Here is a 22076-nt window from a genome sequence, read left to right as displayed (position 1 = left end):
ATCATCATGAAGATCCAGAACATCGAAGTTCATCTGCTCGAATCGCCCATCAAGATGAAGCGGTCGCAGGGCGTGGGAAGCATCCAGGCCTCCATCAAGCGCGTGGTGGTCCGCGTGCGAACCGACCAGGGCATCGATGGCATCGGCGAGGGGCAGGCTTGGGAGGTGTTCTCGGGCACCAACGAGAACCTGTTCCACGGCATTGCGCAATACCTGCGCCCCGTGCTCCTGGGCACAGACCCGCGCGACATTCCGCAGCGCATGGCCGATTGCGACCGGGCGCTGGTCGGCAGCCCCGAAGCCAAGGCCGCGGTGGAGATGGCCCTGTTCGACCTGTGCGGCAAGGCGGCCAACCTGCCGCTGTATTCGCTGATCGGCGGCAAGGTGCGCGACAGGATTCCCTTTTCTTTCTCCATCGCCAATCCCGACATCGACGCCGACATCGAGCTCGCCAAGCAGATGCTCTCCGCCGGGCATCGCATCTTCAAGGTGAAGACGGGCTTTGCCTCGCATGCGGAAGACATGCGCCGGCTCTCGCTGCTGAGAGAGCATCTGGGCTTCGAGTTCGATTTGCGCATCGACTACAACCAGGGCCTGCAGCCCTACAACGCGCTGCAGCAGCTGCGTGACGTCGAGCAGTTCAAGCCCACCTTCATCGAACAACCGGTGCCGCGCGATGCCATCGCGGCCATGGCGCAGATTGCAGCGGCACTCGACACGCCGATCATGGCCGACGAAAGCGTGTTCTCCCCGGCCGAGGCGCTGCGCACGGTGCAGGAGCGCGCCGCCGACATCATCAGCATCAAGCTCATGAAGGCCGGTGGCATCGGCAAGGCCATGAAGGTGAACGCGATCGCCGAGGCGGCGGGTCTTCCCTGCTACGGCGGCACGCTGTGGGAGGGCGGCGTTGCACTGGCGGCCGCGTCGCACTTCATTGCGGCAAGTGCCAACGTCTCTCTGGGCTGCGAGTTCTACATGCCGAAGTATGTTTTCCAGGAGGACATCCTGGTCCGCATGACGCCAGCGGAAGCGGGGCACGTGCATGTACCGAGCGGTCCGGGTATCGGTGTCGACATCGACTGGAAGATCGTCGAGAAGCAACGCATCGCGTTCTCGGCCTGAAGCGCCGGCTTTGGCATGAACACCGTCATCGTGACCGGTGCAGGCTCGGGTATCGGCGCCGCGACCTGCCGGCTCCTTTCAGCGCAAGGCATCGACCTTGTGATCCACACAGGCAGCAACCGCGCGGCGGCCGAAGCGGTGGCGCAGCAATGCGGCGCGGTGCGAAGCACCGTCGTGGTTGGGGATGTAGGCACGCCGGAGACGATCGACACCCTGCTGGATGCCGCGCAAGCCCAGGGCGGCCTGCGCGGCGTGGTGGCCAACGCCGGCTTTGCCGACCGGCGCTCGCTCGCGGAACTGGACGACGACAGCGTCGAGCGTTCTCTGCACGTCATGGTCGTTTCGCTGGCACATCTCCTGCGCAGAAGCCTGCCTCTGCTGGAGGCGAGCGGGCAGGGCCGCTTCGTTGCGGTGAGTTCGTTCGTCGCGCACCGCTTCCGGCTGGGCAGCTCCACATTTCCCGCGACGGCGGCTGCCAAGGCCGGCGTGGAAGCTCTGGTGAAAGCCGCGGCCGCCGAAATGGCGCCGCGCGGCGTGACCGTCAATGCAGTGGCGCCGGGCTATGTCCGGAAAGACAGTGCGAAGGCAGGCGCGCTCAACGAGCAGCAATGGAAGACGGCCCTGGGACAGGTGCCCATGGGCAGGCTCGCAACCCCCGACGACATCGCGGCCCCGATTGCCTTCCTGCTGAGTCCGGCGGCGGCCTTCATCACAGGGCAGGTGATTCATGTGGACGGGGGAATGACGCTGTAAAGGCTAGAGCCGGGTCCCGAGGCGCGGATCTGCGTCGCGGTCTTCGCCCAGGTCTTCTCCAGCATCCGCGACAGGTACGAGCCCGACTCCCAGCCCACCTGCAGGGCGATGGACAGCACCGACTCCCGCGTGTGCGCCAGCAGGTAGGCCGCGCGCTCCAGGCGCCGGCGCTGCAGCCAGGCCAGCGGCGATACGCCGTACTTCGCTCGGAAGATGCGCTCCACCTGGCGGCGCGAGAGGCGGTGCTGCTGGGCAAAGGCTTCCAGCGACAGAGGCTCTGCCAGGTCGCTTTCGATGGCTTCGGCCAGCAGTTCGGCCACCAGCAGGGCCGATGACGGATCGCCGTCCGACAGGGGGTTGCCGCTGAGCCGCGCCGCCTCCATGACGAGCGCGCCGCACAGCGCGTAGTTTTCGCCAGCGCCGGTCTTCGCGGACTCGAACATCCGCTGCGACAGTGCTCGCAGCGCAGTGCTGCCCGCGCGCATGCCCTGCGGCGGCCCCGAGACACCCTGCGCCTGCAAGGCGGTGGCCCACAGCGCGGGATCGACATAGACCGCGATGTGCGTCTGCCCTGCGGTGAGCGTGGTCGTCGAATGCGCGCTGCCGGCGGCAAACCACACGAAGTGCCCAGGACCGAGTCGCTGCGCCTCGCCCCGCGCATCGCCGACGCTGAAGCGCCCCGCGAGGGGCACGAACAGCATGTCGCAATCGTGCACATGGGTGTCGGTGGCATAGCGGTCGCGCGTGCTCGCAACCATGGTGGCGTGGTGCGAGAGCCGTTCGACGAACAGCGACTGGCGGGGCGTCGAGGGCGCGTTGTTCAGCTGCATGGCCGCTCCTTGTCGCATTTGAATTCGTGCATGTCGCAATCGGTCGCGCGCATTTGCGCACGCTCAACAGAATCGGGAAACACCACTCCCGCAAGCAAGAAGCATGAAACCCCAACCTCTGCGCCGCGCGCTCCTCGGTCTGGCAGCCGCCGGGCTTCTGTACGGCCCTGCAGCCTCCTGGGCGGTCCCGGACTATCCGGGCAAGCCGGTCACGATCATCGTACCCTTCCCCGCCGGCGGCGGCACGGACGTGATCTTCCGCTCGGTGCAGCAGCGGCTGCAGGCCGCGCTCGGCGTGTCGGTGATCATCGACAACCGCTCCGGCGCGGGCGGCACCGTGGGCACGGGCTTCGGCGCAAAGGCGAACCCCGACGGCTACACGCTCGTGGCCGCCACCACGTCGACCATCGCATCGGCCGACGCGGTGTACTCCAAGCTGCCCTACGACCCGATCAAGGACCTGGTGCCGGTCGGCACCATCGGCACCACGCCCTTCGTGCTGGTGGTGACGCCTTCGCTGGCGGCACGCGACGTAAAGGGCTTCATCGACTACGCCAAGGCGCATCCACAGGCGCTCAACTACGGAAGCATCGGCAACGGCAGCCTGAGCCATCTGACAGGTGAACTGTTCAAGCAGCGCACCGGCATCGAGATGACGCACGTGCCCTACCGCGGCGCAGCGCCCGCGCAGGCCGACCTGATGGCGGGGCAGATCCAGGCGCTGTTCGACAACCCGCCCGCGCTGCTGGCGCAGGTGCGCGGCAGCCGCATGCGGGCGCTGGCGATCAGCGAGCCCTCGGCCGGCTTCGACGGCGTGCCCACTTTCGAGCAGGCCGGCATCAAGGACTTCAAGCCGCAGCTCTGGTACGGCCTGATGGCCCCGGCAGCCACGCCGCAGCCGGTGATGCAGCGCCTGCGCGCCGCGCTCGACACGGCAATGAACGACCCGGCCCTGCGCGCCGACATGCTCGCCAAGGGCGTGACGCCGTGGAACGTGCAGCCCGACGCGTTCCAGGCGCAGATCCGCGGCGACATCAAGCTCTGGGGCGGCATCGCGCGCTCGGTGAACGCGAGGGCCGATTGACGATGGCCAGCGTTCACAACATCCGCGTCTTCGTGGGGCCCGACCCGAAGGTCGGCGGCAACCCCGCGCCGGTCTGGCTCGATGCCGACGACCTCTCCAGCGCGCAGATGCAGGAATACACGCGGCGCAGCGGGCATGAATCGGTCTTCGTGCTGAAGCCCGCGACGCCCGCTCATGCCCTGCGCATGCGCTACTTCGTGCCGAACCACGAAATGGAAATGTGCGGCCACGCCACGGTCGGCGCGCTGTGGCTGCTGCACCAGCGCGATGAATGGAACGGCGCACCGGTCGCCATCGAGACCCTGAGCGGCACCGTGACGGGACGGCGTGTCGATGGCACGGTGCAGATCAGCCAGCCGCGCGCGGTGGTGCAGGAGGTGACGAAGCAAGCACTGGTCGAAGAGATCGCGCAATGCCTGGGCATCGACGCATCGCAGATCGCGGGGCCGGTGCTCAATGCCGCCACCAGCCGCGTGAAGACACTGGTGCGGCTGGCGGACACGGCGCAGCTGCATGGCTTGCGCGTGGATTTCTCGCGCGTCGAATCGCTGTGCGAGCGACTCGGGTCCACCGGGCTCTATCCCTTCGCGATGTCACAGGACGCAGCCGACACAGTCAGCGCGCGACAGTTTCCAAAGTCTTCGGGCTATCCGGAAGACGCTGCCACGGGCATCGCCGCAGCCGCGCTCGCGTGGGGGCTGCGCCATCTGGGCCTGGTCGGCCGCGGCGCGCTGTCGGTGACGGTGCGCCAGGGCGAGGCCATGGGGTCGCCCTCCGCCATCCACGTCGGGCTGCCTTCGGAGGCGATGGCGCAGGAAGGCTGCTGGGTGGGCGGCGACGCCGCAGCGGACCGCCCCTGAAGCAGCACGGCTGGTCCCGCCTTACTGGTACGCCGCCAGCTCCTGCTTGGCAATCGCGTTGCGGTGCACCTCGTCGGGACCGTCGGCCACGCGCAGGTGCCTCTCGTAGGCGTAGAAATGCGTGAGCAGCGTGTCCTGGCTCAGGCCCATGGCGCCAAAGGCCTGCATCGCCCAGTCGATCACCTTCACGCAGTTGTTGGGCGTGAGCACCTTGATCATCGCGATCTCCTTTGCGGCGACTTTGTTGCCCACGGTGTCCATGCGGTAGGCCGCGTTGAGCACCATCCAGCGCGACTGCTCGATGAGCATGCGCGACTCGGCAATGCGCTCGCGCCACACGCCCTGCTCCGACAGCGGCTTGTGAAATGCGACACGCGACACGAGGCGCTGGCACATCATTTCCAGCGCAGCCTCGGCCATGCCAATGGCACGCATGCAGTGATGGATGCGCCCCGGCCCGAGGCGGCCCTGCGCAATTTCGAAGCCGCGGCCTTCGCCGAGCAGGATGTTCTCGACCGGCACGCGCACGTTGTCGAACACGATCTCGGGGTGGCCGAACGGCGGGTCGTAGACGCCGAGCAGTGCCATGTCGCGCACGATGGTCACGCCGGGCGTGTTCTTCGGCACGAGGATCATCGACTGTTGCTTGTGGCGATCTGCGTTGTCGGGGTCGGTCTTGCCCATCAGCACGAAGATTTCGCAGCGCTCGTTCATCGCGCCGGTGATGTACCACTTGCGCCCGTTGATGACGTATTCATTGCCTTCGCGGCGGATGCTGCAGCGGATGTTGGTGGCGTCGCTCGACGCCACCTCGGGCTCGGTCATCGCGAAGGAAGAGCGGATCTCGCCGGCCAGCAGCGGTGTGAGCCAGCGCTCCTGCTGGGCCTTGGTGCCGTAGCGCGCCAGCACTTCCATGTTGCCGGTGTCGGGCGCAGAGCAGTTGAAGATTTCGGAGGACCAGTAGCGCCGGCCCATGATCTCGCACAGCGGGGCGTATTCGACGTTGCTCAGCCCCGGGCCGTGCTCCGACTCGGGCAGGAACAGGTTCCACAGCCCGCGTTCGCGCGCCTTGGCCTTGAGGCCGGCCATCATCGGCAGCTCGGCGTAGGGGCGGCCCGCGCGGGCGTTGGCGGCCAGTTCTTCTTCATGGCGTTTTTCGTTCGGGTAGACGAACTCGTCCATGAACTTGAGCAGTTCCTCGCGCAGCGCGGTCACCCTGGGTGTGAATTCGAAATGCATGGTGCGTCCTTCAGCAACAGTCGATGTGCCTTGAAGGTACGTCGCGCACCGCATTCCGGACGGTCTTCCGCGCGACAGCCGGGGCCCCTGCTGTCGCCTTCGCAGCAGCCACCGGCGCGACAATGCGTGCATGACAGCCAGCACTCCGGATGCCACGCCACAACCCGCTTCGCCGCCGCGCCCCGTGCGCTCGGCGGCCACCCTCATCGTTCTGCGCGACGCAAGCCACGGCCTCGAAGTGCTGATGCTGCGGCGGGCCGAGAAGGCCAACGACCAGAACAGCGGCGCCAGCGTGTTTCCGGGCGGTGTGATCGATGCGCACGACCGCGGCCTGCACGTGCACTGCGCCGGCATGGACGACAGGGCCGCGAGCGAACGCCTCGCGGTGCCTGATGGCGGGCTCGACTACTACGCCGCCGCGATCCGCGAATGCTTCGAGGAAGCCGGCGTGCTGTTTGCGACCGACGGCGGCACCGAACGGCTGGTGTCGCTGGACAGCCTCCCGCCCGACCAGCTCGCCGCCATGCGCCATGCGGCGGAGCAAGGCACCGATGCGCTGCTCTCGCTGTGCGAGCGGCACGGCTGGCGGCTCGCGGCCGACCGGCTCGCTTATTTCGCTTACTGGCTCACGCCGCCAGGCATGCCGCGCCGCTTCGACACGCGCTTCTTCATCGCGCCGATGCCCGAGGCGCAGAGCGTGCAGCCCGATGGCCGCGAGACGGTCGAGCACATGTGGCTGCGCCCCGCCGAGGCCGTGGACCCGGCGCGCGGGCTCAAGCTGATGAACGTGACGCGCCGCATCCTCGAGCAGCTCGCGCAGTTCACAAGCACGGCCGAGCTCATGGACCATGCGCGCGGCCTGCAGCACATTCCGCGCGTCATGCCCCGGCTGGCGGATGGGCCCGCGGGACGACGGCCGGTGAACATGGACGAGCCGGCATACGAAGAAGTCGCGCATCTCGACCCGGACGGCAAGGGCGGTGGCCGCTATGCGCACGAGGCCGGGCTGGTGACGCGGCTGTCGGCGCGGGTTCTGCGGGTTACGGGCGAAGCATCGGGCGAACTGGCGCACAGCTACTTCGTGGGAGCTGAGGGCGGCGATTGCGCGCTGGTCGATGCGTTGCCCGCGAGCCCCGGGCACACCGCGGCCCTCGTTGCAGCGGCACCCGGGCGCGTGCGATGGATCCTGTCGACGCAGGCGTTATCGGAAGAAGCCATGGGCGCTTTCGACGGCCTGCGCGATATCTGGCCCGATGCCTCCACGGTGCTGCCCGCACCGGGCGAACGGATTGACCTGGGCGGCGCCACGCTGCGCGTGCTGCCGGGTACGGACGGGGCGCAATCCCGCCAGTTCCTGCAGGTCGAGGACGAGATGCTGCTCACAGGGGTTGCCCCCGCAGCCGACGACGCCCGAGCCCGGTGGATCGCCCCGCGCCACGGCTTCCTGCGCAGCCGGCCTGCGCCCTAGCCACAAGGCGCCACACGGCCGTGGCATGCATCGTGCAAGATCAGCCCATGCTTCCCCTGTCTCCCGACGCGCTGCGCCAGCGGCTGCGGTCTTTCGCTTCCCGCGCGCAACCCGTTCGCATCCTTCTCACCCTCGGCAGCCTCATGGCGGCCTGCGCCTGGACCGGCCATCCTGATGCGGTGATTCCCCTGTTCCTAGGCGCCATCGCCAGCGCGCTCGCCGAGACCGACGACAGCTGGCGCGGCCGGCTGCGCGCGCAGGTGGTCACGCTGGGCTGCTTCGCGGCCATCGCGTTCGCGGTCGAGGCGGCGTTCGGCCTGCCACTGCTGTTCATCACCGGGCTTGCGCTCGCGGCCTTCTGCCTCACGATGCTTGGGGCGGTGGGGGCGCGCTACAAGGCGATTGCCTATGCGACGCTGATCCTCGCGATGTACGCCACGCTTGGCATCGAGAACATGGGCGCGCACGGCGTGATGCACCGCGGGCGCGAACCGCTGCTGCTGCTGGCGGGCGCTGCGTGGTACGGCGTGTTCTCGGTGCTGTGGTGCGCGGCCTTTCCGGCGCAGCCGGTGCAGGCGCGGCTCGTGACGCTGTTCGCGGTGCTGGGCAATTTCGTGCGCTTCAAGGCCTCGCTGTTCGAGCCGCTGCGCGGCATCGACATCGAACGCAAGCGGCTCGCACTGGCGCAGCTCAATGCCGAAGTGGTGGCGGAGCTCAACGCGGCGAAGGAAAGCATCTTCCTGCGCATCGGCGCGCGCGCGCCGACCGGGCGCCTCTCGCGCTACCGCGGGCTCTACCTGATCGCGCAGGACGTGCACGAGCGCGCCAGCTCCTCGCACGACGACTACAACGCGCTGGCCGACGCCTTCTTCCACAGCGACCTGCTCTACCGCTGTCAGCGCCTGCTGGGCCTGCAGGGCCTGGCCTGCCAGCGGCTGGCCGATTCGATCGCTCGGCGCGAGCCCTTCGAGGTGGGCACGGAGACGGTGCAGGCGCTGGCCGACCTGCGCAGCGCCATCGAGCATGAGCGCGCGCGGGCCGATACGCCCGGGCGGCTGGCGCTGCTGGCGTCCGTCGAGGCGCTGGCGCGCAACCTCGCGCTGCTCGACGGGCAACTCGCCGGGGCCAGCCAGCCGTCGGCGCGCGCGGGCCGTACGGAGATGGGCCTGTTCGACCGCTCGCCGCGCTCGTGGCGCGATGCGGTCGAGCGCGTGCGGCGGCAGCTCACCACGCGCTCGCCGCTGTTTCGCCATGCGCTGCGCCTGTCGGTGGCGCTGGTGGCGGGCTACGGCGTGATGCGCGCCATTCACCCGGCGCAGGGCTACTGGATCTTGCTGACCACGCTGTTCGTCTGCCAGCAGACGTATGGCGACACCATTTCGCGCATGGGGCAGCGCATTGCCGGCACCGCGCTCGGCGTGGTGGCCGGTTGGGCGCTGCTGCAGCTGTTTCCGCAGCCGCTGGTGCAGTCGGTGATCGCGGTGGTGGCGGGCGTGCTGTTCTTCGCGACCCGCGCCACGCGCTACCTGCTGGCCACAGCCTCGATGACGCTGCTGGTGCTGATGTGCTTCAACCAGGTCGGCGACAGCGGCGTGCTGCTGGTGCCGCGGCTGGTCGACACCGCCATCGGCAGCGCGATCGCCGGGCTGGCGGTGCTGCTGGTGCTGCCGCACTGGCAGGCGCGGCGCATCAACGAACTGGCGGCGGCCGCCATGCGCGGCCATGCCGGCTACCTGCGGCAGATCGTCGGGCAATACCGCACCGGCGCGCGCGACCACCTCGACTACCGGCTGGCGCGGCGCAACGACCACAACGCGGATGCAGCGCTGTCCACGGCCGTGTCGGACATGTTCCGCGAGCCGGGCTACGTGCGTCCGCGCGCGGGGGTGGCGCTGCGCTTCCTGATCCGGTCGCACACGCTGCTGAGTTACCTCTCGGCCCTGGGCGCCCACCGTGCGGCGCTGCCAGACTCGGCGCAGATGGCGGTGCTGCGTACTGCCGCTGAAGGGGCGATCGCAGCGCTGGAAGGGCTGGCGGCCGGGCTGGAAAAGGGCGTGATCGAGGCGCCGGGCGATGCAGTTGCGGAATCAACCGCGCGCGCCGCACTGACGCAGGCCGTTGCCGCCAGCGGCGAGAACGGGGACGGCGGCGACCCGCAGGCGCGAACTTTTCATACCGAACTCGGTCTGATCTGGCTGCAGATAGACGCGTTGCGCACCCATGCACGCGAATGGCTGCAGTCCGAAGGCAGCGAAACCACGACCGCGCCAGCCTGAGCGAACATCCATGCGATCCGGTCGGTTGAAAGCACCCGCCGTGAACACCCCACGGCGCGGCAGGTAAGATTACCCCTACATGTCCCGCTGGTTTGTCGCCACTGTCCTGTCCATCATGCTGTCCTGCTACGGCTTTGCCGTGCTTGCCCACAGCGTGATCGGTGGCGGCCATTCGCACGGCGAACAGCAGGAGTCCGCGCTGGTTGTCAGTGCTGACTTCTCCGATGCAGCAACGCCGGCAAGCGATGCCGACAAGACATCGGACGACTCCCTTTCCGTCGACGAAGCCGGCTCCGAGCATGCCGAACTGGTCGACGCACGCAACGGCGCCCCCGCGCTGCTGCGCTTTACGGAACAGCCGCCGAAGCTCGGCCTGACCACCTCCGTCGCGCCGTTCCTCGCGCGACCCAAGCGGCCACCCCGCGCCGCGTCCTTCGTCGCCTAGGCCCCTCAAGGCCTTGCGCGACCGGGAGCCGCCATGGCTCCCACCCTTTCGATCCAGGCTCCCCGCCATCCGGCGGCCCCCGCATCGCAGCAACGACATCTCTCATTTCCGGCCCTGTGCCCCTTGCATGCGCCATTGCGTGCAGCCGGCACCGGTCCAGCTTCAAGGAATCAACACAATGAACAACAGTCCCTCCACCTATCACGACGGCTTCGACCTCCCGCTCGCCTCGCCGCAGGAACGCAACCGCGTGCTGCGCAACACATACTGGCTGCTCGCGCTGTCGATGGTGCCCACCGTTCTGGGCGCCTGGATCGGCGTTTCCACCGGCTTCTCGCGCGCCATGTCGCCGGGCATCGGCCTGATGGTGTTCCTCGGCGGCGCCTTCGGCTTCATGTACGCCATCGAGAAAACCAAGGAATCGGCCGCCGGCGTGCCGGTGCTGCTGGCCTTCACCTTCTTCATGGGCCTGATGCTGTCGCGCCTGGTGGGCTCCGTGCTCGGCCTGGCCAACGGAGCCAGTCTGGTGATGACGGCGTTCGCCGGCACCGGCGCGATCTTCTTCGGCATGGCCACGCTGTCGTCGGTCATCAAGCGCGACCTGTCGGCCATGGGCAAGTGGCTCTTCATCGGCGCCATCCTGCTGCTGGTGGCTGGCATCGCCAACTTCTTCATCCAGTCGAGCGCGCTGATGATGACGCTGTCGGTCGCGGCCATCGGCATCTTCTCGGCCTTCATCCTGCACGACCTCAAGCGCGTGAAGGACGGCCTGGAGACCAACTACATCTCCGCCACGCTGGGTGTGTATCTCAGCATCTACAACGTCTTCCAGTCGCTGCTGGCCCTGCTGGGCATCGCGGGCGGCCGGGACGAGTAATTCCCCACGAAGGAAGGAAAGGAACATCCCATGCGTCTCACCACCAAGGGCCGCTTCGCGGTCACCGCGATGATCGACATCGCCCTGCACGGCCGGTCGGGCCCCGTCACGCTGGCCTCGATCAGCCTGCGCCAGCGCGTGTCGCTGTCGTACCTGGAGCTGCTCTTCGGCAAGCTGCGGCGCGCCAGCCTGGTCGAATCGACCCGCGGCCCCGGCGGCGGCTATTCGCTCAGCCGCAAGGCGGCGGAGATTTCGGTGGCCGACATCGTCCTCTCGATCGAGGAACACGATGCCGAATCCACCCGCCGGCGCGACGCCGACGCCCCGGGCGAGACCGGCCGCTGCGAAATCGACGAACTCTGGGCCACCGTGAACCTGCGGGCGGTCGAGTTCCTCAAGTCGATCTCGCTGCAAAGCCTGGTCGACGAACAAAAGGCCAAGGGCGTGCAAGCCGCAGTACGGACCGAAACCCGGCGCACGCCGACCGGTCAGCCGGCCACGCGCAAGCCTTTTGTGGTCGACGCGCCGAACTCGGTGTTCGCACTGGGACGGCGTCAGCAAAGCGCCAGCTAGCCTCAGCCGGTCAACGCCATCACGGACCATGCGGTCGCCCGGCGCGGCCGCACGCGACGACGTCCTGACTCAGCGCTCTTCGGTGGCGGGCGAGCGCCTCGGCACGCCGGGCAGGGTCCATCCGAAAGTCATGCCCGCCGCGGCGATCAGGATGGCCGCGGCGCCCACCACCTGCAATGCGCCCAGCCGCTGGCCGAAGGCAACGTAGTCGACGCCGATGGCCACCAGCGGATAGATGAACGACAGCGCGCCGGCCACGGGCGTCGACAGCTTCTGCAGTGCCCCGTACAACAGCACGAACACCAGCCCCGTGTAGACCACGCCCATGGCCAGGTGCACGCCCCACGTGGCCGCATCGCTGGGCAGCGTCTTCAGATGCGCGAACGGCGCGAGCATCACGATGCCCACGCAGACCTGGATCAGCGCGATGAGATGCGGGGCGATGCCGTCGAGCTTCTTCGCAATGATCGCGGCCACCGCGTAGCAGAAGGCCGCGCCCAATGCCATCAGCACGCCGACGAAATAGGCCGAACCGTCGGCCCCGCCGCCCGGCTTGGCCTGCGCCACCAGCACCACGCCGGCGAACGCGATGCACAGCCACACGGCCTTCATCGCGGTCAGCCGTTCCGACAGCAGCAGCGCGCCGAGCGCGACCAGCATGAAGGGCTGCGTGTTGTAGACCGCCGTGGCAATCGAGATCGACGCGCGCGAGAAGGAAGCGAAGATCAGCACCCAGTTGACGACCAGCGCCACGCCGCCCAACGCGGCCAGCGCAAAGCTGCGCAACGTCAGGCCGCGCCGCAGCAGGCCCAGCGCAAGGCACACGATGAGCAGCGTGGCCGCGCCGAACACGCAGCGCCAGAACAGCAGGTCGGGCAGCGGCTGTCCGGATCGCACGACGAACCATCCGATGGTTCCGGAAATCACCATGGCCACGCTCATTTCCAGCGCACCGCGAAGCTCTGTCTGCATGTCTGTCTCGAATGGCAGAAAGGAAGGAGCAAGCGTGCCACGTCCGGCGCGCATTGGATATGCTTTGAATAAGGCAATTACCGCTGATGACCTTTCAAAACAAGCCATCGCAGCCTATTCACCGGAGATCGGCAACATGCTCGACGCAATCGACGAAACCATCGTGCAGGCATTGGCCGGCAACGCGCGGATGTCCCTGAAAGAACTGGCCCACCACGTGGGGCTGTCGTCGCCCAGCGTGTCGGAGCGGCTGCGACGACTTGAAGAGCGCGACGTGATCCGCGGCTACACGCTGGACGTGAACCCGAAGGCGCTGGGCTACCAGTTCCAGGCCATCGTGCGCATCCGCCCATTGCCGGGGCAACTGCAGGCGGTGCAGAAGCTGATCGAGGCCACGCCCGAGTTCTGCGAGTGCGACAAGGTCACAGGCGAAGACTGCTTCGTCGCGCGGCTGTTCCTGCAATCGCTCGAACAGCTCGACGGCATTCTCGACCGCATCGCGAGCAAGGCCGAGACCAACACCTCCATCGTGAAGGCGCAGACGATCCGCAGGCGGCTACCGCCCTTTCCGGCTCAGTGAAGGTCAGGGCCAGAACTGCTTCAGTATTTCCGGCAGCATGCTCTCGACAAAATCGTTCGTGCAAGCGCTGCCGGCCTGCTCGCCGAACTTCTCGTCCAGCGCAAGATGCGCAAAGCCGTGCACGACGGACCAGGCGCCGAGCGCGGCGGCCTGCATCGCGCGGTTCGGCGGCTTCTTGCTGCTCCAGCCGTTGTAGTCGCGCACTGCCTGCTCCAGTTCGGCGAATGCCGCATCGCCGGCCGCCTGCAGCCGGAGGTCTTGCGTCAGCCGGTCCTTGCGGAACATGAGCTGAAAGCGCGCCGGGTAGGCCAGCGCGAATCGCACATAACCCATGCCCTGCCCACGCAAGCGACGCGCGGGGTCAGTGCCACCCGTTTCCGTGCCGGTACGCAGGCAGCGTGTGAGTTCCTCGAAGCCCAGGATCGCCACCTCGGTCAATAACCCGGCTGCGCTGCCGAAGTGATGCATGGGCGCAGCCGCCGACACGCCGGCGCGCCGCGCCGCCTCGCGCAGGGTGAAGCCCTCAATGCCGCGCTCGGCCAGCAGGGCTTCGGTCGCCCCGATCAGCGCCGCGTGCAGATCGCCGTGGTGATAGGGCGCGGGGGCTTCCTCTGTTTTCTTTGCCGCCATGGCTGGTTGCTGCTTTCGGTCTTCAAAGGGGCGACTCTACCTTCTAAAGAATCTGCTGGCGTTTTTATCTAAACAGTGTAAAGATTATGCCATGCCAATCCCGGCATGCCTTTTTTGAACGCGAGGCTCTTCCATGTTCGACTCACTTTTCAGCGCAGGCAGCACCGTCGCCCTTCCTGCCTGGGCCGCGCTCGGTGCAGCCCCGTGGCTCGGGCGTGCCAAGCCGGTGATATGGGCAACGACGGGCATCGTCATTCCCGTTGGCCTGGGGCTGGCGTACTGGTGGCTGATGGCGACGTACTGGTCCGCGGCCGGTGGCGGCTACAGCTCGCTGTCGGCGGTGCATGCGCTGTTCCAGCATCCGGGCCTGCTCACCGCCGGATGGTTCCACTACCTCGCCTTCGACCTGTTCGTGGGCACGTGGATCGCACGCGAGGGAGAGCGCGCGGGCATCGCGCCAGTGCTGCTCATTCCTTGCTTCGCTCTCACCTTCCTGTTCGGGCCAGTCGGCCTATTGGCCTTCCTGGCGCTGCGGGTCGCGCCCGCATGCATGGCGCTGGCGCGCGAAGTGCATCGGCGACAACCGCAGCTGGCGTGGTTCGGTGGCCTGCTGCTCGCGGTGATGGTGCCTGCCCTCGTGGCTGCATGGCTCGATCCGCGCACGCTGAACGGCGTAGGCGTATGGGTCAAGCCGCTGAAGTTCATGGCTTCGGTCAGCCTCTACGCGCTGACCACTGCATGGCTGCTCGGCGACCTGCCGCGCGAGCGACGCGGCAGCCGCATCGAACGTGCCATCGTCGCGGTGGTGATCGCCACGGGCGTCTTCGAAGTCGGCTACATCACGCTGCAAGGTGCCCTCGGGCAAGCCTCGCATTTCAATGAAGACTCGACCTTCCACATCGTCATGTACAGCCTGATGGGTGTGGGTGCGCTGTCGCTCAACGCCACGGCATTGCCGCTCGCGTGGCTGTTCGCGCGCCACGGCGACGCGCTGGCGGCGCCTTACCGGCTGGCCGTGGTGCTGGGGCTGGTCCTGACCTTCGTCGCCGGAGCGGGCGCGGGCATCGCGATCAGCCAGCACGGGGGATCGACCATCGGCGCCATTGCAGGCGGCACAATGCTCCCCCTGTTCGGCTGGTCAGCCACCGGCGGCGATCTGCGCGTGCCGCACTTCCTCGGCGTGCACGCACAGCAGCTGCTGCCGCTGGCGGGCGCGCTCATCAGCGTGTCGCTCATGCCATGGGGCCGTGCGGCAGTCTGGCTCCTGACGGGCCTTTACGCGGCGCTGATTCTGCGGATGTTCAGCCTGGCCTATGCGGGCGTTCCGCTGATTGCGCTCGGCGTTCAGGCCGCGGCATAGCTCTCTCGGTCAGTCGCTCTTCGTGCGCAGCGCCTGGCCGGGCTCGGGGCCAGTCTCGGGCGCATTGCCCGTCATCATCTGGCTCAGCAGGCTCGAGAGCACGTCGCGCTGCGGCGCATCGAACATGCGCAGCAAATGCAATTCGGCGGCCGCGTGGCGCGGCATCGCTTCATCGGCCAGGCGAATGCCCTTGGCGGTTAGCTTGACCAGCACGCCGCGGCCATCGTTCGGATCGATCGAGCGCTTGATCCAGCCCTCCTTCTCAAGCCGCTTCAGCAGGTTCGACAAGCCACCCGAAGTGAAGAGCAGCGTGCTCTGCAGCCGCGACGGCGACAGCCTGTAGGGCGCGCCCGCCACGCGCAAGGTAGCGAGCACCGCGTACTCCTGGTACTTCATGCCGAAGGGCTCCAGCACCTGGTTCAGCGTGCGCAGTACCACCTCTTCGAGCCGCAGCAGCCGGCCGACCACGGACTTGCCGCTGCTGTCGATGTCAGGCCGCTCGCGCCTCCATTGCTGGATGCCGCGCTCGACCAGGTCTGCGCCGCCTTCCATCGGCGCTTCATCGGCCGGTGCAACGGGCTTGGCGGCCTCAGCGGCCTCAGCGGCATCGTCGCGATGCCTTGCATCGCCTTGGGGCGGACGTCGATTCGACGCTTCTTTTTTGTGCGGCATGACGTGCTTTCCATCCAGGTTGATGCCCCATGCGCTGCCATTGTGGTGCGGCGCGATGGCGCGGGTTGGTCCCTATCTTAAATGCCTTGCATTTATCTTTTGCGAAAGATAAAGTGAATTCCAACGCAGCCATCCGGCCCTTCGTTCCGGGTTTTCCCCACAGGAGCTCTTCATGAAAACCATGTTCTCGCGCTGTCTCGTTTCCGGCTTGGTGGCCGCTCTTTTCGCAGGCGCTGCACAGGCCGAGGAGCTGGTGGTCGGCATCTTCGGCGGCTCGTTCGCCGACGACTCCAAGACCTGCCACATTGCGTCGTTCGAGAAGAAAACAGGGGCCAAGGTCGCGCTCAAGCTGGGCAGTTCCTCGCAGTTCGCGGCCGCGATCCGCGCGACCGGCGGCAAGTCGGACTTCGACGTGGTCTACATCGACAACTCGCTCGCCGCTCAACTCAAGAACGAGAAGCTGCTCGAGACCATCGACAAGAGCAAGCTCACGAACGCCGCCGAAGTGTCGCCGCGCGCACTCGACAAGGACGGCCAGTACGTCGTGTTCATGACCGGTGCGACCGTCATCGTCTACGACACCAAGCAGATCAAGACACCGCCCACCTCCTGGTCCGACCTTGCAAAGCCCGAGTACGACGGCAAGCTCGCCATCGGCGACATCAGCGGCACCTCGGGCTCGCAGTTCCTGATGGCGCTCAACCGCATGAAGGGTGGCACGCTCGCGAACATGGACGCGGGGTTCACGGCCATCAAGCCGATCGCGAAATCGTCGGTCACGCTCTACACGCAGGCCGACCAGATCGTGTCGCTCTTCGAACGCCAGGAGATCGCCGCCGCCGTGTGGTACCCCGACCGTGCCGGTTCGGCCATCGACAAGGGCCTGCCGCTGGCCATCGTCTATCCGAAAGAAGGCGCAGTGGGCATCCTGCCTGCGCTGGTGATCCCGAAGGGCGCGAAGTCGCCTGCGCTGGCGCTCAAGTACATCGACGAGGTGCTGTCCAAGGAAGGCCAGACCTGCTTCGCAGAACGCAAGTACGCGGGTCCGGTCAACACGCAGGTCAAGCTCAGCGACAAGGCCGCGAAGATCGTTCCCTACAAGGAGACTTTCGACAACCTCTGGTTGCCCGACCTCGAGGCCGTGGCCAAGTCGCTGCCGGAATGGACCAAGCGCTGGCAGCGCGAAGTGGCTCGCTGAGCCGTCGCAACCTCCAGGACCGAACGACATGCCGGCACTCACGCTCGACCGCCTCGAGAAACGCTACCCGGGCCACATTGCCGCACAGTCCGTGTCGCTGTCAGTGCACGACGGCGAGTTCATCTCACTGCTCGGCCCTTCGGGCTGTGGCAAGACCACCGTGCTGCGCATGGTGGCCGGCCTGATCGAGCCGACGGGTGGGCGCATCCTCGTCGATGGCCGCGACGTCACGGCGCTGCCCACCAACAAGCGCAACATCGGCCTGGTCTTCCAGTCGTACGCACTTTTCCCGCACATGAGCGTGTTCGAGAACGTCGCGTTCGGCCTACGTCGCCAGGGCGTACAAGGCAGCGAACTGAAGCAGCGCGTCGACCAGGCGCTGGCCAGCGTGCGGCTCTCCGCGCTCGGCGATCGCCTGCCGCGCCAGCTCTCCGGCGGCCAGCAGCAGCGCGTGGCCGTGGCACGTTCGATCGCGCCGCGCCCCAGCATCCTTCTTTTCGACGAACCGCTGTCGAACCTCGACGCCTCGCTGCGCGACGAGATGCAGATCGAGCTCAAGCGCCTGCAGCGCGAAGTGGGCATCACCACGCTGTTCGTCACGCACGACCAGGGCGAGGCGATGTCAATGTCCGACCGCGTGTGCGTGCTCGCGCACGGCCTGGTGCAGCAGTTCGACACGCCCGAGGCCATCTACCACCGCCCCGCCACCGGTTTTGTCGCGAGCTTCATCGGCCGCCCCAACCGTCTCGCGGGCCGCGTGGTGCGCTCGCCCGAAGGCGCGGCTGCGGTGCAGTTGAACGATGGCCCGGTGCTTGCGGCCACGGCTGCCGATGGCATGACACAGGGCACGGCGGTCGACGTGGTGGTGCGCCAGGAAGACATCCGCTTCGCCGACTCGGCGGCGTCGAACGGCCCGACGCTTTCGGGCCGCGTGGCCATGCGTTCCTTCGTCGGCTCGCGCGTGCAATATCTGCTGGCCTTCGGCAGCACCGAGCTCATCGCCGAGGCGCTCACCAATGGCCCGCACGCCGGCCTGGCGGTCGACGCACCGGTTCGGGTGAGCGTCGAGCCGCAGCACGTGTACGTGACACCCACGGCAAGCCAGGCCACCGCATGACGCCGCGCAAGATCACCGGCACTCTGCTGGCGTCGCCGCTGCTGCTGCTCCTGCTGCTGGCATTCGTCGCGCCGGTGCTGCTGATGGTTCCGCTGAGCCTGCACCCCTACGTGCCCGGCACCGGCATCGCCGCCGGCTGGACGCTCGAGAACTACACCAGCATCCTCACCGACGAGTACTACCGCGAGGTGGTCGTGCGCACACTGGTACTGGGCTTCGGCGTCACCGCCATCTGCCTGCTGCTGGGCTACCCACTGGCCTACTACATCGCGAATGCGGGCCCGAAGATGCGCCTTACGCTCACCATGCTCGTCATCTTCCCGATGCTGCTGAACCTGGTGGTGCGCTCGTTCGGCTGGATCGCGCTGCTGGCCAACCGCGGGCTGGTGAACAACCTGCTCATCGACATCGGCCTGATCGAGCGGCCGATCAAGATGATGTTCAACCTGTTCGGCCTGCTGGTCGGCATGTCGCACATCTTCCTGCCGTTCATGGTGCTGATGCTGGTGCCGGCGATCCAGGCAATCTCCAAGGACGTGCAGGCGGCCGCGTACACGCTGGCCGCAAGCCGGCTGCGCGTGTTCTGGTCGATCACGCTGCCGATGAGCGCGCCGGGCATCCTGTCGGGCTCGATCCTGGTGTTCGTGCTGACCATCAGCGCACTGGTCACGCCGCGCATGCTGGGCGGGCCCACCTACAAGGTGATGGCCACGCTGATCTACGACGACTTCCTGCAGACGCTCGACTGGCCCGCAGGCGCCGCGATGTCCTTCGCGCTCACCGCGCTCACGCTGGTGGTCATCGGCCTGTCGAGCCGCGTGCTCAGGCGCTGGGGAGGCAACGCATGAGCATCGAAGGCAAGAAGGCGCCGTTCCTCGCGGCCACGGCCATCGCGGTGGTCGTGTTCCTGCAGATTCCCGTGCTGGTGGTGATGCTCGCGGCCTTCAGCAAGACGGCCTACCTCACGATCCCGCCCAAGGGCCTGACCTTCCATTGGTTCGAGGTGGTGCTGCGCGACCCCGAGTACCTCAGCGCCGCCTGGACCAGCCTGTGGCTCGCCGCCGCATCGACCGCCGCCGCGCTGGTGCTGGGCCTCATTGCCGCCTACGCCATTCACCGCCGCATGGTGCCAGGCGCGGGTGCGCTCACCTCGCTCTTCATGGCGCCGCTGATCCTGCCTTCGGTGGTGCTCGGCGTGGCGCTGCTGCAGTACTACACGATGACCGGCCTGCGCGGCAACTCGCTGGGCCTGTGGCTCGCACACGTGGTCATCACCGTGCCCTACGTGGTGCGCGCGAGCCTGGGCAGCCTGTCGGCGGTCGACGAGTCGCTCGAGGACGCGGCGCGCGTGCTGGGCGCCGACGGCTTCACGAGCTTTCGCCTGGTCACGTTGCCGCTGGTGAAGCCCGGCCTCGTCGCTGGCGGCCTCTTCGCCTTCATCACTTCGCTCGACAACGTGCCGGTCTCGGTGTTCCTGCTCTCCGCGAGCCAAACGACGCTGCCCGTGAAGATCTTCACCTCGGTCGAGCAGGGCGTGGACCCGAGCGTGGCAGCCGTCTCCACCCTGCTGATCGTGACCACCGGCGTCGTGCTACTGCTGGCCGAGCGATGGACAGGCTTCCACAAGCACGTCTGAGCACACCCCCTTTTCACCTCATTCGCCAAGGAGTTTCTTGATGCCGACCACGAGCAAAGGCTTCCCGCTCATGCTGACCTTCGACCTCGACGCGGAGACCATGTGGACCGGCCGCGACCCCGCCAACGCGCAGCGCCCCATCCTCATGTCGCAGGGCGCCTACGGCTGGAAGGTCGGCATGCCGCGCATCCTCGCGCTGCTGGCGCGCTATGACATCAGCGCCACCTTCTTCATTCCCGGCGAAGTGGCCGACAAGCACCCGGACCTGGTGCGCGAAGTGGTCGACAAGGGCCACGAGGTGGCGCACCATAGCTACAGCCACCGCTGGATCGTCAACCTCAGCCCCGCCGAGGAGCGCGAGGAGATGGAGCGCGGCATGGAGACGCTCACCCGCCTGGCCGGTACCCGCCCACGCGGCTGGCGTTCGCCGGCGGCGGAGTTCAGCAGCATCACGCTCGACCTGCTCAAGGAGTACGGCTTCGACTACTCGTCGAACTTCTTCGATGACGACTCACCCTACCTGCTGGAAATCGGCGGGCGGCGCACCGACATCGTGGAGCTGCCCTTTCGCTGGGTGCTCGACGACGCGCCCTTCTTCCAGTACTCGATCACCCTGCCGGGCCGCACACTGCAGGCGCCCTCTGCCGTGCTCGAGGCGTGGACGAGCGAGTTCGACATGCTGTACGCCGAAGACCGGATGATGATGGTCGGCATGCACCCGCAGATCATCGGCCAGCCATCGCGGCTCAAGGTGCTCGAAGGGCTCATCGAGCATGCGCTGGCGCACTCGGGTGTGTGGATCGACCGCTGCGACCGCATCTCCGACGACATGCGCCCGCGCCTGAAGGCGGCGGTCAAGGCATGACCGCCGCCTTGCGTTTCGTGGTGAGCGGCGGCGCGAGCGGTATCGGCTTCGCGGTGGCACGGCTCGCGGTGGAACGTGGCGCACGCGTCGTACTGCTCGACCTTGATGCGCCACGGCTGCAGGTATGCGTCGCGGCATTGGGCGACGCAGCGCTGCCGCTGGTGTGCGACGTGACCGACGCACCGGCCGTGAAGGCCGCGGTAAACCATGCCGCCCAGTGGCTCGGCGGCATCGACGCGCTGGTCAACTCGGCCGGCGTCGATTCGCTGAAACCGCTGGAGCAGACCGACGACGCCGAGTGGGCCCACACGCTGGCCGTCAACCTCACGGGGCCGATGCTGATGTGCCGCGCCACCATGCCGCACCTGCGCGCGGCGGGCGGCGGCAGCATCGTCAACATCGCGTCGGGCGCAGGCCTGCGGCCGCTGCCGAATCGCACCGCCTACTGCGCCACCAAGGCGGCCGTCATCATGTTCGGCAAGGCACTGTCCATTGAAGCGGCGGCGGACGGCATCCGCGTCAACGCTGTGTGCCCCGGCGCCATCGACACGCCTCTGTTTCGCACCAGCTACGAGCACAGCGACGACCCGGCGCGCACGCTCGACGAGATCCGCCAGCGCTATGCACTGGGCCGTGTCGCCGCGCCCGAGGAAGTGGCCGAGGCCGTGCTCTACCTGAGCGGCCCGGGTGCCAGCTACATCACGGGCACCGCGCTGGCCGTCGACGGCGGGCGCACCTTCCACTGAAAGATCAGATGCCATGAGCTTCGACCATCGCATCGCCGTCGTCACCGGAGGCGGCCAGGGCATAGGCGCCGCCACGGTGCTCGACTTTCTGGACCAGGGCGCGCGCGTCGCCGTGCTGGATCTCGACTGCAATCCACTCGCGCAGCAACTCGCGACCAGGCCCAAAGTCGCCGCGCGCTGCCTTTGCGTGACGGGCGACTGCACCGATGCCGCCGTGGTCTCGGCCTTCTTCGACAGGGTCGAAAAGGAACTGGGCCCGGTCGACATCCTGTTCAACAACGTGGGCCAGAGCGCGCGCGAACGCGGTGGCCTGTTCACCGAATCGGACGAGGCCGTGTGGCGCTTCGTCATCGAGGTGTCGCTGCTCACGACCATGCGCGCCGCGCGCTGCATCGCGCCTGGCATGAAGGCGCGCGGCTTCGGGCGTATCGTCAACATGAGCACCGACGCAGCCTTTGCCGGCGACGTGGGCCTGGCCGACTACGCCGCCGCCAAGATGGGCGTGGTGGGCTTCACGCGCTCGCTGGCGCGGGAGCTCGCGCCGCATGGCGTGACCGTGAATGCGGTGTGCCCCGGCGCAATTCGCACGCGCGCACACGACAGGCTGCGCCCCGAGGTGCTCGCGAAGATCGTGGACGACACGCCCGCCGGCTTCGTCGGCTCGCCCGAGGACGTGGCCGCCACGGTGCGTTTCCTCGCGAGCGACGAAGCGCGCTTCATCACCGGCCAGACGCTGCTGATCGACGGCGGCCGCTGGATGCTCTGACCTCTTT

23 protein-coding genes are annotated in these 22076 nt (G+C 67.5%); 18 read left to right on the top strand and 5 right to left on the bottom strand.

What is annotated here, in order from left to right; all coding sequences use genetic code 11:
• Positions 1-6 precede the first annotated feature (6 nt).
• A complete protein-coding gene (locus AC07O3_RS14660) occupies positions 7-1122 on the top strand; it encodes an enolase C-terminal domain-like protein (RefSeq protein WP_495339685.1) in 1116 nt (371 codons plus the stop codon).
• Between the two features lie 15 nt (positions 1123-1137).
• Positions 1138-1875, top strand: a complete 738-nt coding sequence (locus AC07O3_RS14655) for an SDR family NAD(P)-dependent oxidoreductase (protein ID WP_495339684.1) — start codon at positions 1138-1140, stop codon at positions 1873-1875.
• Here the strand turns inward: AC07O3_RS14655 and AC07O3_RS14650 are convergent.
• Positions 1848-2705, bottom strand: a complete 858-nt coding sequence (locus tag AC07O3_RS14650; protein WP_495339683.1) for an AraC family transcriptional regulator — start codon at positions 2703-2705, stop codon at positions 1848-1850. The genes AC07O3_RS14655 and AC07O3_RS14650 overlap by 28 nt on opposite strands.
• Before the next feature lie 103 nt (positions 2706-2808).
• Between AC07O3_RS14650 and AC07O3_RS14645 the strand changes: the two genes are divergently transcribed.
• Together AC07O3_RS14645 and AC07O3_RS14640 are read left to right on the top strand one after the other, a co-directional pair.
• Positions 2809-3789 (top strand): Bug family tripartite tricarboxylate transporter substrate binding protein, encoded by a 981-nt coding sequence (locus tag AC07O3_RS14645; protein WP_495339682.1) that lies wholly within the window; start codon positions 2809-2811, stop codon positions 3787-3789.
• Positions 3790-3791: 2 nt separating this feature from the next.
• On the top strand, positions 3792-4649 hold the full coding sequence (locus AC07O3_RS14640) for a PhzF family phenazine biosynthesis protein (protein ID WP_495339681.1): 858 nt from the start codon (positions 3792-3794) through the stop codon (positions 4647-4649).
• Between the two features lie 21 nt (positions 4650-4670).
• Here AC07O3_RS14640 and AC07O3_RS14635 read toward each other — a convergent pair whose 3' ends face one another.
• Positions 4671-5888, bottom strand: coding sequence for an acyl-CoA dehydrogenase family protein (locus tag AC07O3_RS14635; RefSeq protein WP_495339680.1), 1218 nt, complete (start codon positions 5886-5888; stop codon positions 4671-4673).
• A gap of 130 nt (positions 5889-6018) precedes the next feature.
• Between AC07O3_RS14635 and AC07O3_RS14630 the strand changes: the two genes are divergently transcribed.
• From AC07O3_RS14630 to AC07O3_RS14610, 5 genes are all read left to right on the top strand, one after another.
• Positions 6019-7356, top strand: a complete 1338-nt coding sequence (locus AC07O3_RS14630) for an NUDIX hydrolase (protein ID WP_495339679.1) — start codon at positions 6019-6021, stop codon at positions 7354-7356.
• 47 nt (positions 7357-7403) lie between these two features.
• A complete protein-coding gene (yccS, locus tag AC07O3_RS14625) occupies positions 7404-9632 on the top strand; it encodes a YccS family putative transporter (RefSeq protein WP_495339678.1) in 2229 nt (742 codons plus the stop codon).
• A 79-nt stretch (positions 9633-9711) separates the two neighbouring features.
• Positions 9712-10077, top strand: coding sequence for a hypothetical protein (locus AC07O3_RS14620; RefSeq protein WP_257014574.1), 366 nt, complete (start codon positions 9712-9714; stop codon positions 10075-10077).
• A gap of 178 nt (positions 10078-10255) precedes the next feature.
• Entirely contained in the window at positions 10256-10954 is a 699-nt protein-coding gene (locus AC07O3_RS14615) for a Bax inhibitor-1/YccA family protein (RefSeq protein ID WP_093057402.1), read from the top strand.
• A 30-nt stretch (positions 10955-10984) separates the two neighbouring features.
• Positions 10985-11527, top strand: coding sequence for an Rrf2 family transcriptional regulator (locus AC07O3_RS14610; RefSeq protein WP_093057401.1), 543 nt, complete (start codon positions 10985-10987; stop codon positions 11525-11527).
• A 69-nt stretch (positions 11528-11596) separates the two neighbouring features.
• On the opposite strand, the gene AC07O3_RS14605 is transcribed toward AC07O3_RS14610, so the two are convergent.
• Positions 11597-12499, bottom strand: coding sequence for a DMT family transporter (locus AC07O3_RS14605; RefSeq protein ID WP_495339677.1), 903 nt, complete (start codon positions 12497-12499; stop codon positions 11597-11599).
• Between the two features lie 136 nt (positions 12500-12635).
• On the opposite strand from AC07O3_RS14605, the gene AC07O3_RS14600 reads away from it, so the two are divergent.
• Positions 12636-13079: an Lrp/AsnC family transcriptional regulator gene (locus AC07O3_RS14600; protein WP_093057399.1), complete on the top strand. Its 444-nt coding sequence runs from the start codon at positions 12636-12638 to the stop codon at positions 13077-13079.
• A gap of 3 nt (positions 13080-13082) precedes the next feature.
• Here AC07O3_RS14600 and AC07O3_RS14595 read toward each other — a convergent pair whose 3' ends face one another.
• Entirely contained in the window at positions 13083-13709 is a 627-nt protein-coding gene (locus tag AC07O3_RS14595) for a TetR/AcrR family transcriptional regulator (protein ID WP_495339676.1), read from the bottom strand.
• Positions 13710-13842: 133 nt separating this feature from the next.
• Between AC07O3_RS14595 and AC07O3_RS14590 the strand changes: the two genes are divergently transcribed.
• Complete coding sequence (locus AC07O3_RS14590; protein WP_495339675.1) at positions 13843-15069, top strand: ABA4-like family protein; 1227 nt, start codon at positions 13843-13845, stop codon at positions 15067-15069.
• Between the two features lie 9 nt (positions 15070-15078).
• Here the strand turns inward: AC07O3_RS14590 and AC07O3_RS14585 are convergent, their stop codons facing one another.
• Complete coding sequence (locus tag AC07O3_RS14585) at positions 15079-15741, bottom strand: MarR family winged helix-turn-helix transcriptional regulator (protein WP_218132240.1); 663 nt, start codon at positions 15739-15741, stop codon at positions 15079-15081.
• Between the two features lie 172 nt (positions 15742-15913).
• Between AC07O3_RS14585 and AC07O3_RS14580 the strand changes: the two genes are divergently transcribed.
• The 7 genes from AC07O3_RS14580 to AC07O3_RS14550 are packed head-to-tail and all read left to right on the top strand — an operon-like array spanning position 15914 to position 22069.
• On the top strand, positions 15914-16939 hold the full coding sequence (locus AC07O3_RS14580; RefSeq protein WP_495339674.1) for an ABC transporter substrate-binding protein: 1026 nt from the start codon (positions 15914-15916) through the stop codon (positions 16937-16939).
• Between the two features lie 28 nt (positions 16940-16967).
• Positions 16968-18056 (top strand): ABC transporter ATP-binding protein, encoded by a 1089-nt coding sequence (locus AC07O3_RS14575; RefSeq protein ID WP_495339673.1) that lies wholly within the window; start codon positions 16968-16970, stop codon positions 18054-18056.
• On the top strand, positions 18053-18904 hold the full coding sequence (locus AC07O3_RS14570) for an ABC transporter permease (protein WP_093057394.1): 852 nt from the start codon (positions 18053-18055) through the stop codon (positions 18902-18904). The genes AC07O3_RS14575 and AC07O3_RS14570 overlap by 4 nt, the downstream gene beginning before the upstream one ends.
• On the top strand, positions 18901-19692 hold the full coding sequence (locus AC07O3_RS14565; protein ID WP_093057393.1) for an ABC transporter permease: 792 nt from the start codon (positions 18901-18903) through the stop codon (positions 19690-19692). Before AC07O3_RS14570 ends, AC07O3_RS14565 begins: the two co-directional genes overlap by 4 nt.
• Positions 19693-19732: 40 nt before the next feature.
• Complete coding sequence (locus AC07O3_RS14560) at positions 19733-20557, top strand: polysaccharide deacetylase family protein (protein ID WP_495339672.1); 825 nt, start codon at positions 19733-19735, stop codon at positions 20555-20557.
• Positions 20554-21303 carry an SDR family NAD(P)-dependent oxidoreductase gene (locus AC07O3_RS14555; protein WP_495339671.1) on the top strand — a complete coding sequence of 250 codons (750 nt, stop codon included), beginning with the start codon at positions 20554-20556 and terminating at the stop codon, positions 21301-21303. Before AC07O3_RS14560 ends, AC07O3_RS14555 begins: the two co-directional genes overlap by 4 nt.
• A 13-nt stretch (positions 21304-21316) precedes the next feature.
• On the top strand, positions 21317-22069 hold the full coding sequence (locus tag AC07O3_RS14550; protein ID WP_495339670.1) for an SDR family NAD(P)-dependent oxidoreductase: 753 nt from the start codon (positions 21317-21319) through the stop codon (positions 22067-22069).
• Positions 22070-22076: the final 7 nt, after the last annotated feature.

The organism is Variovorax sp. GW821-FHT09D05 (assembly GCF_059416325.1).
The sequence above is the reverse complement of the archived record's forward strand: the minus strand, read 5'-3'. Positions and strand labels throughout refer to the sequence as shown.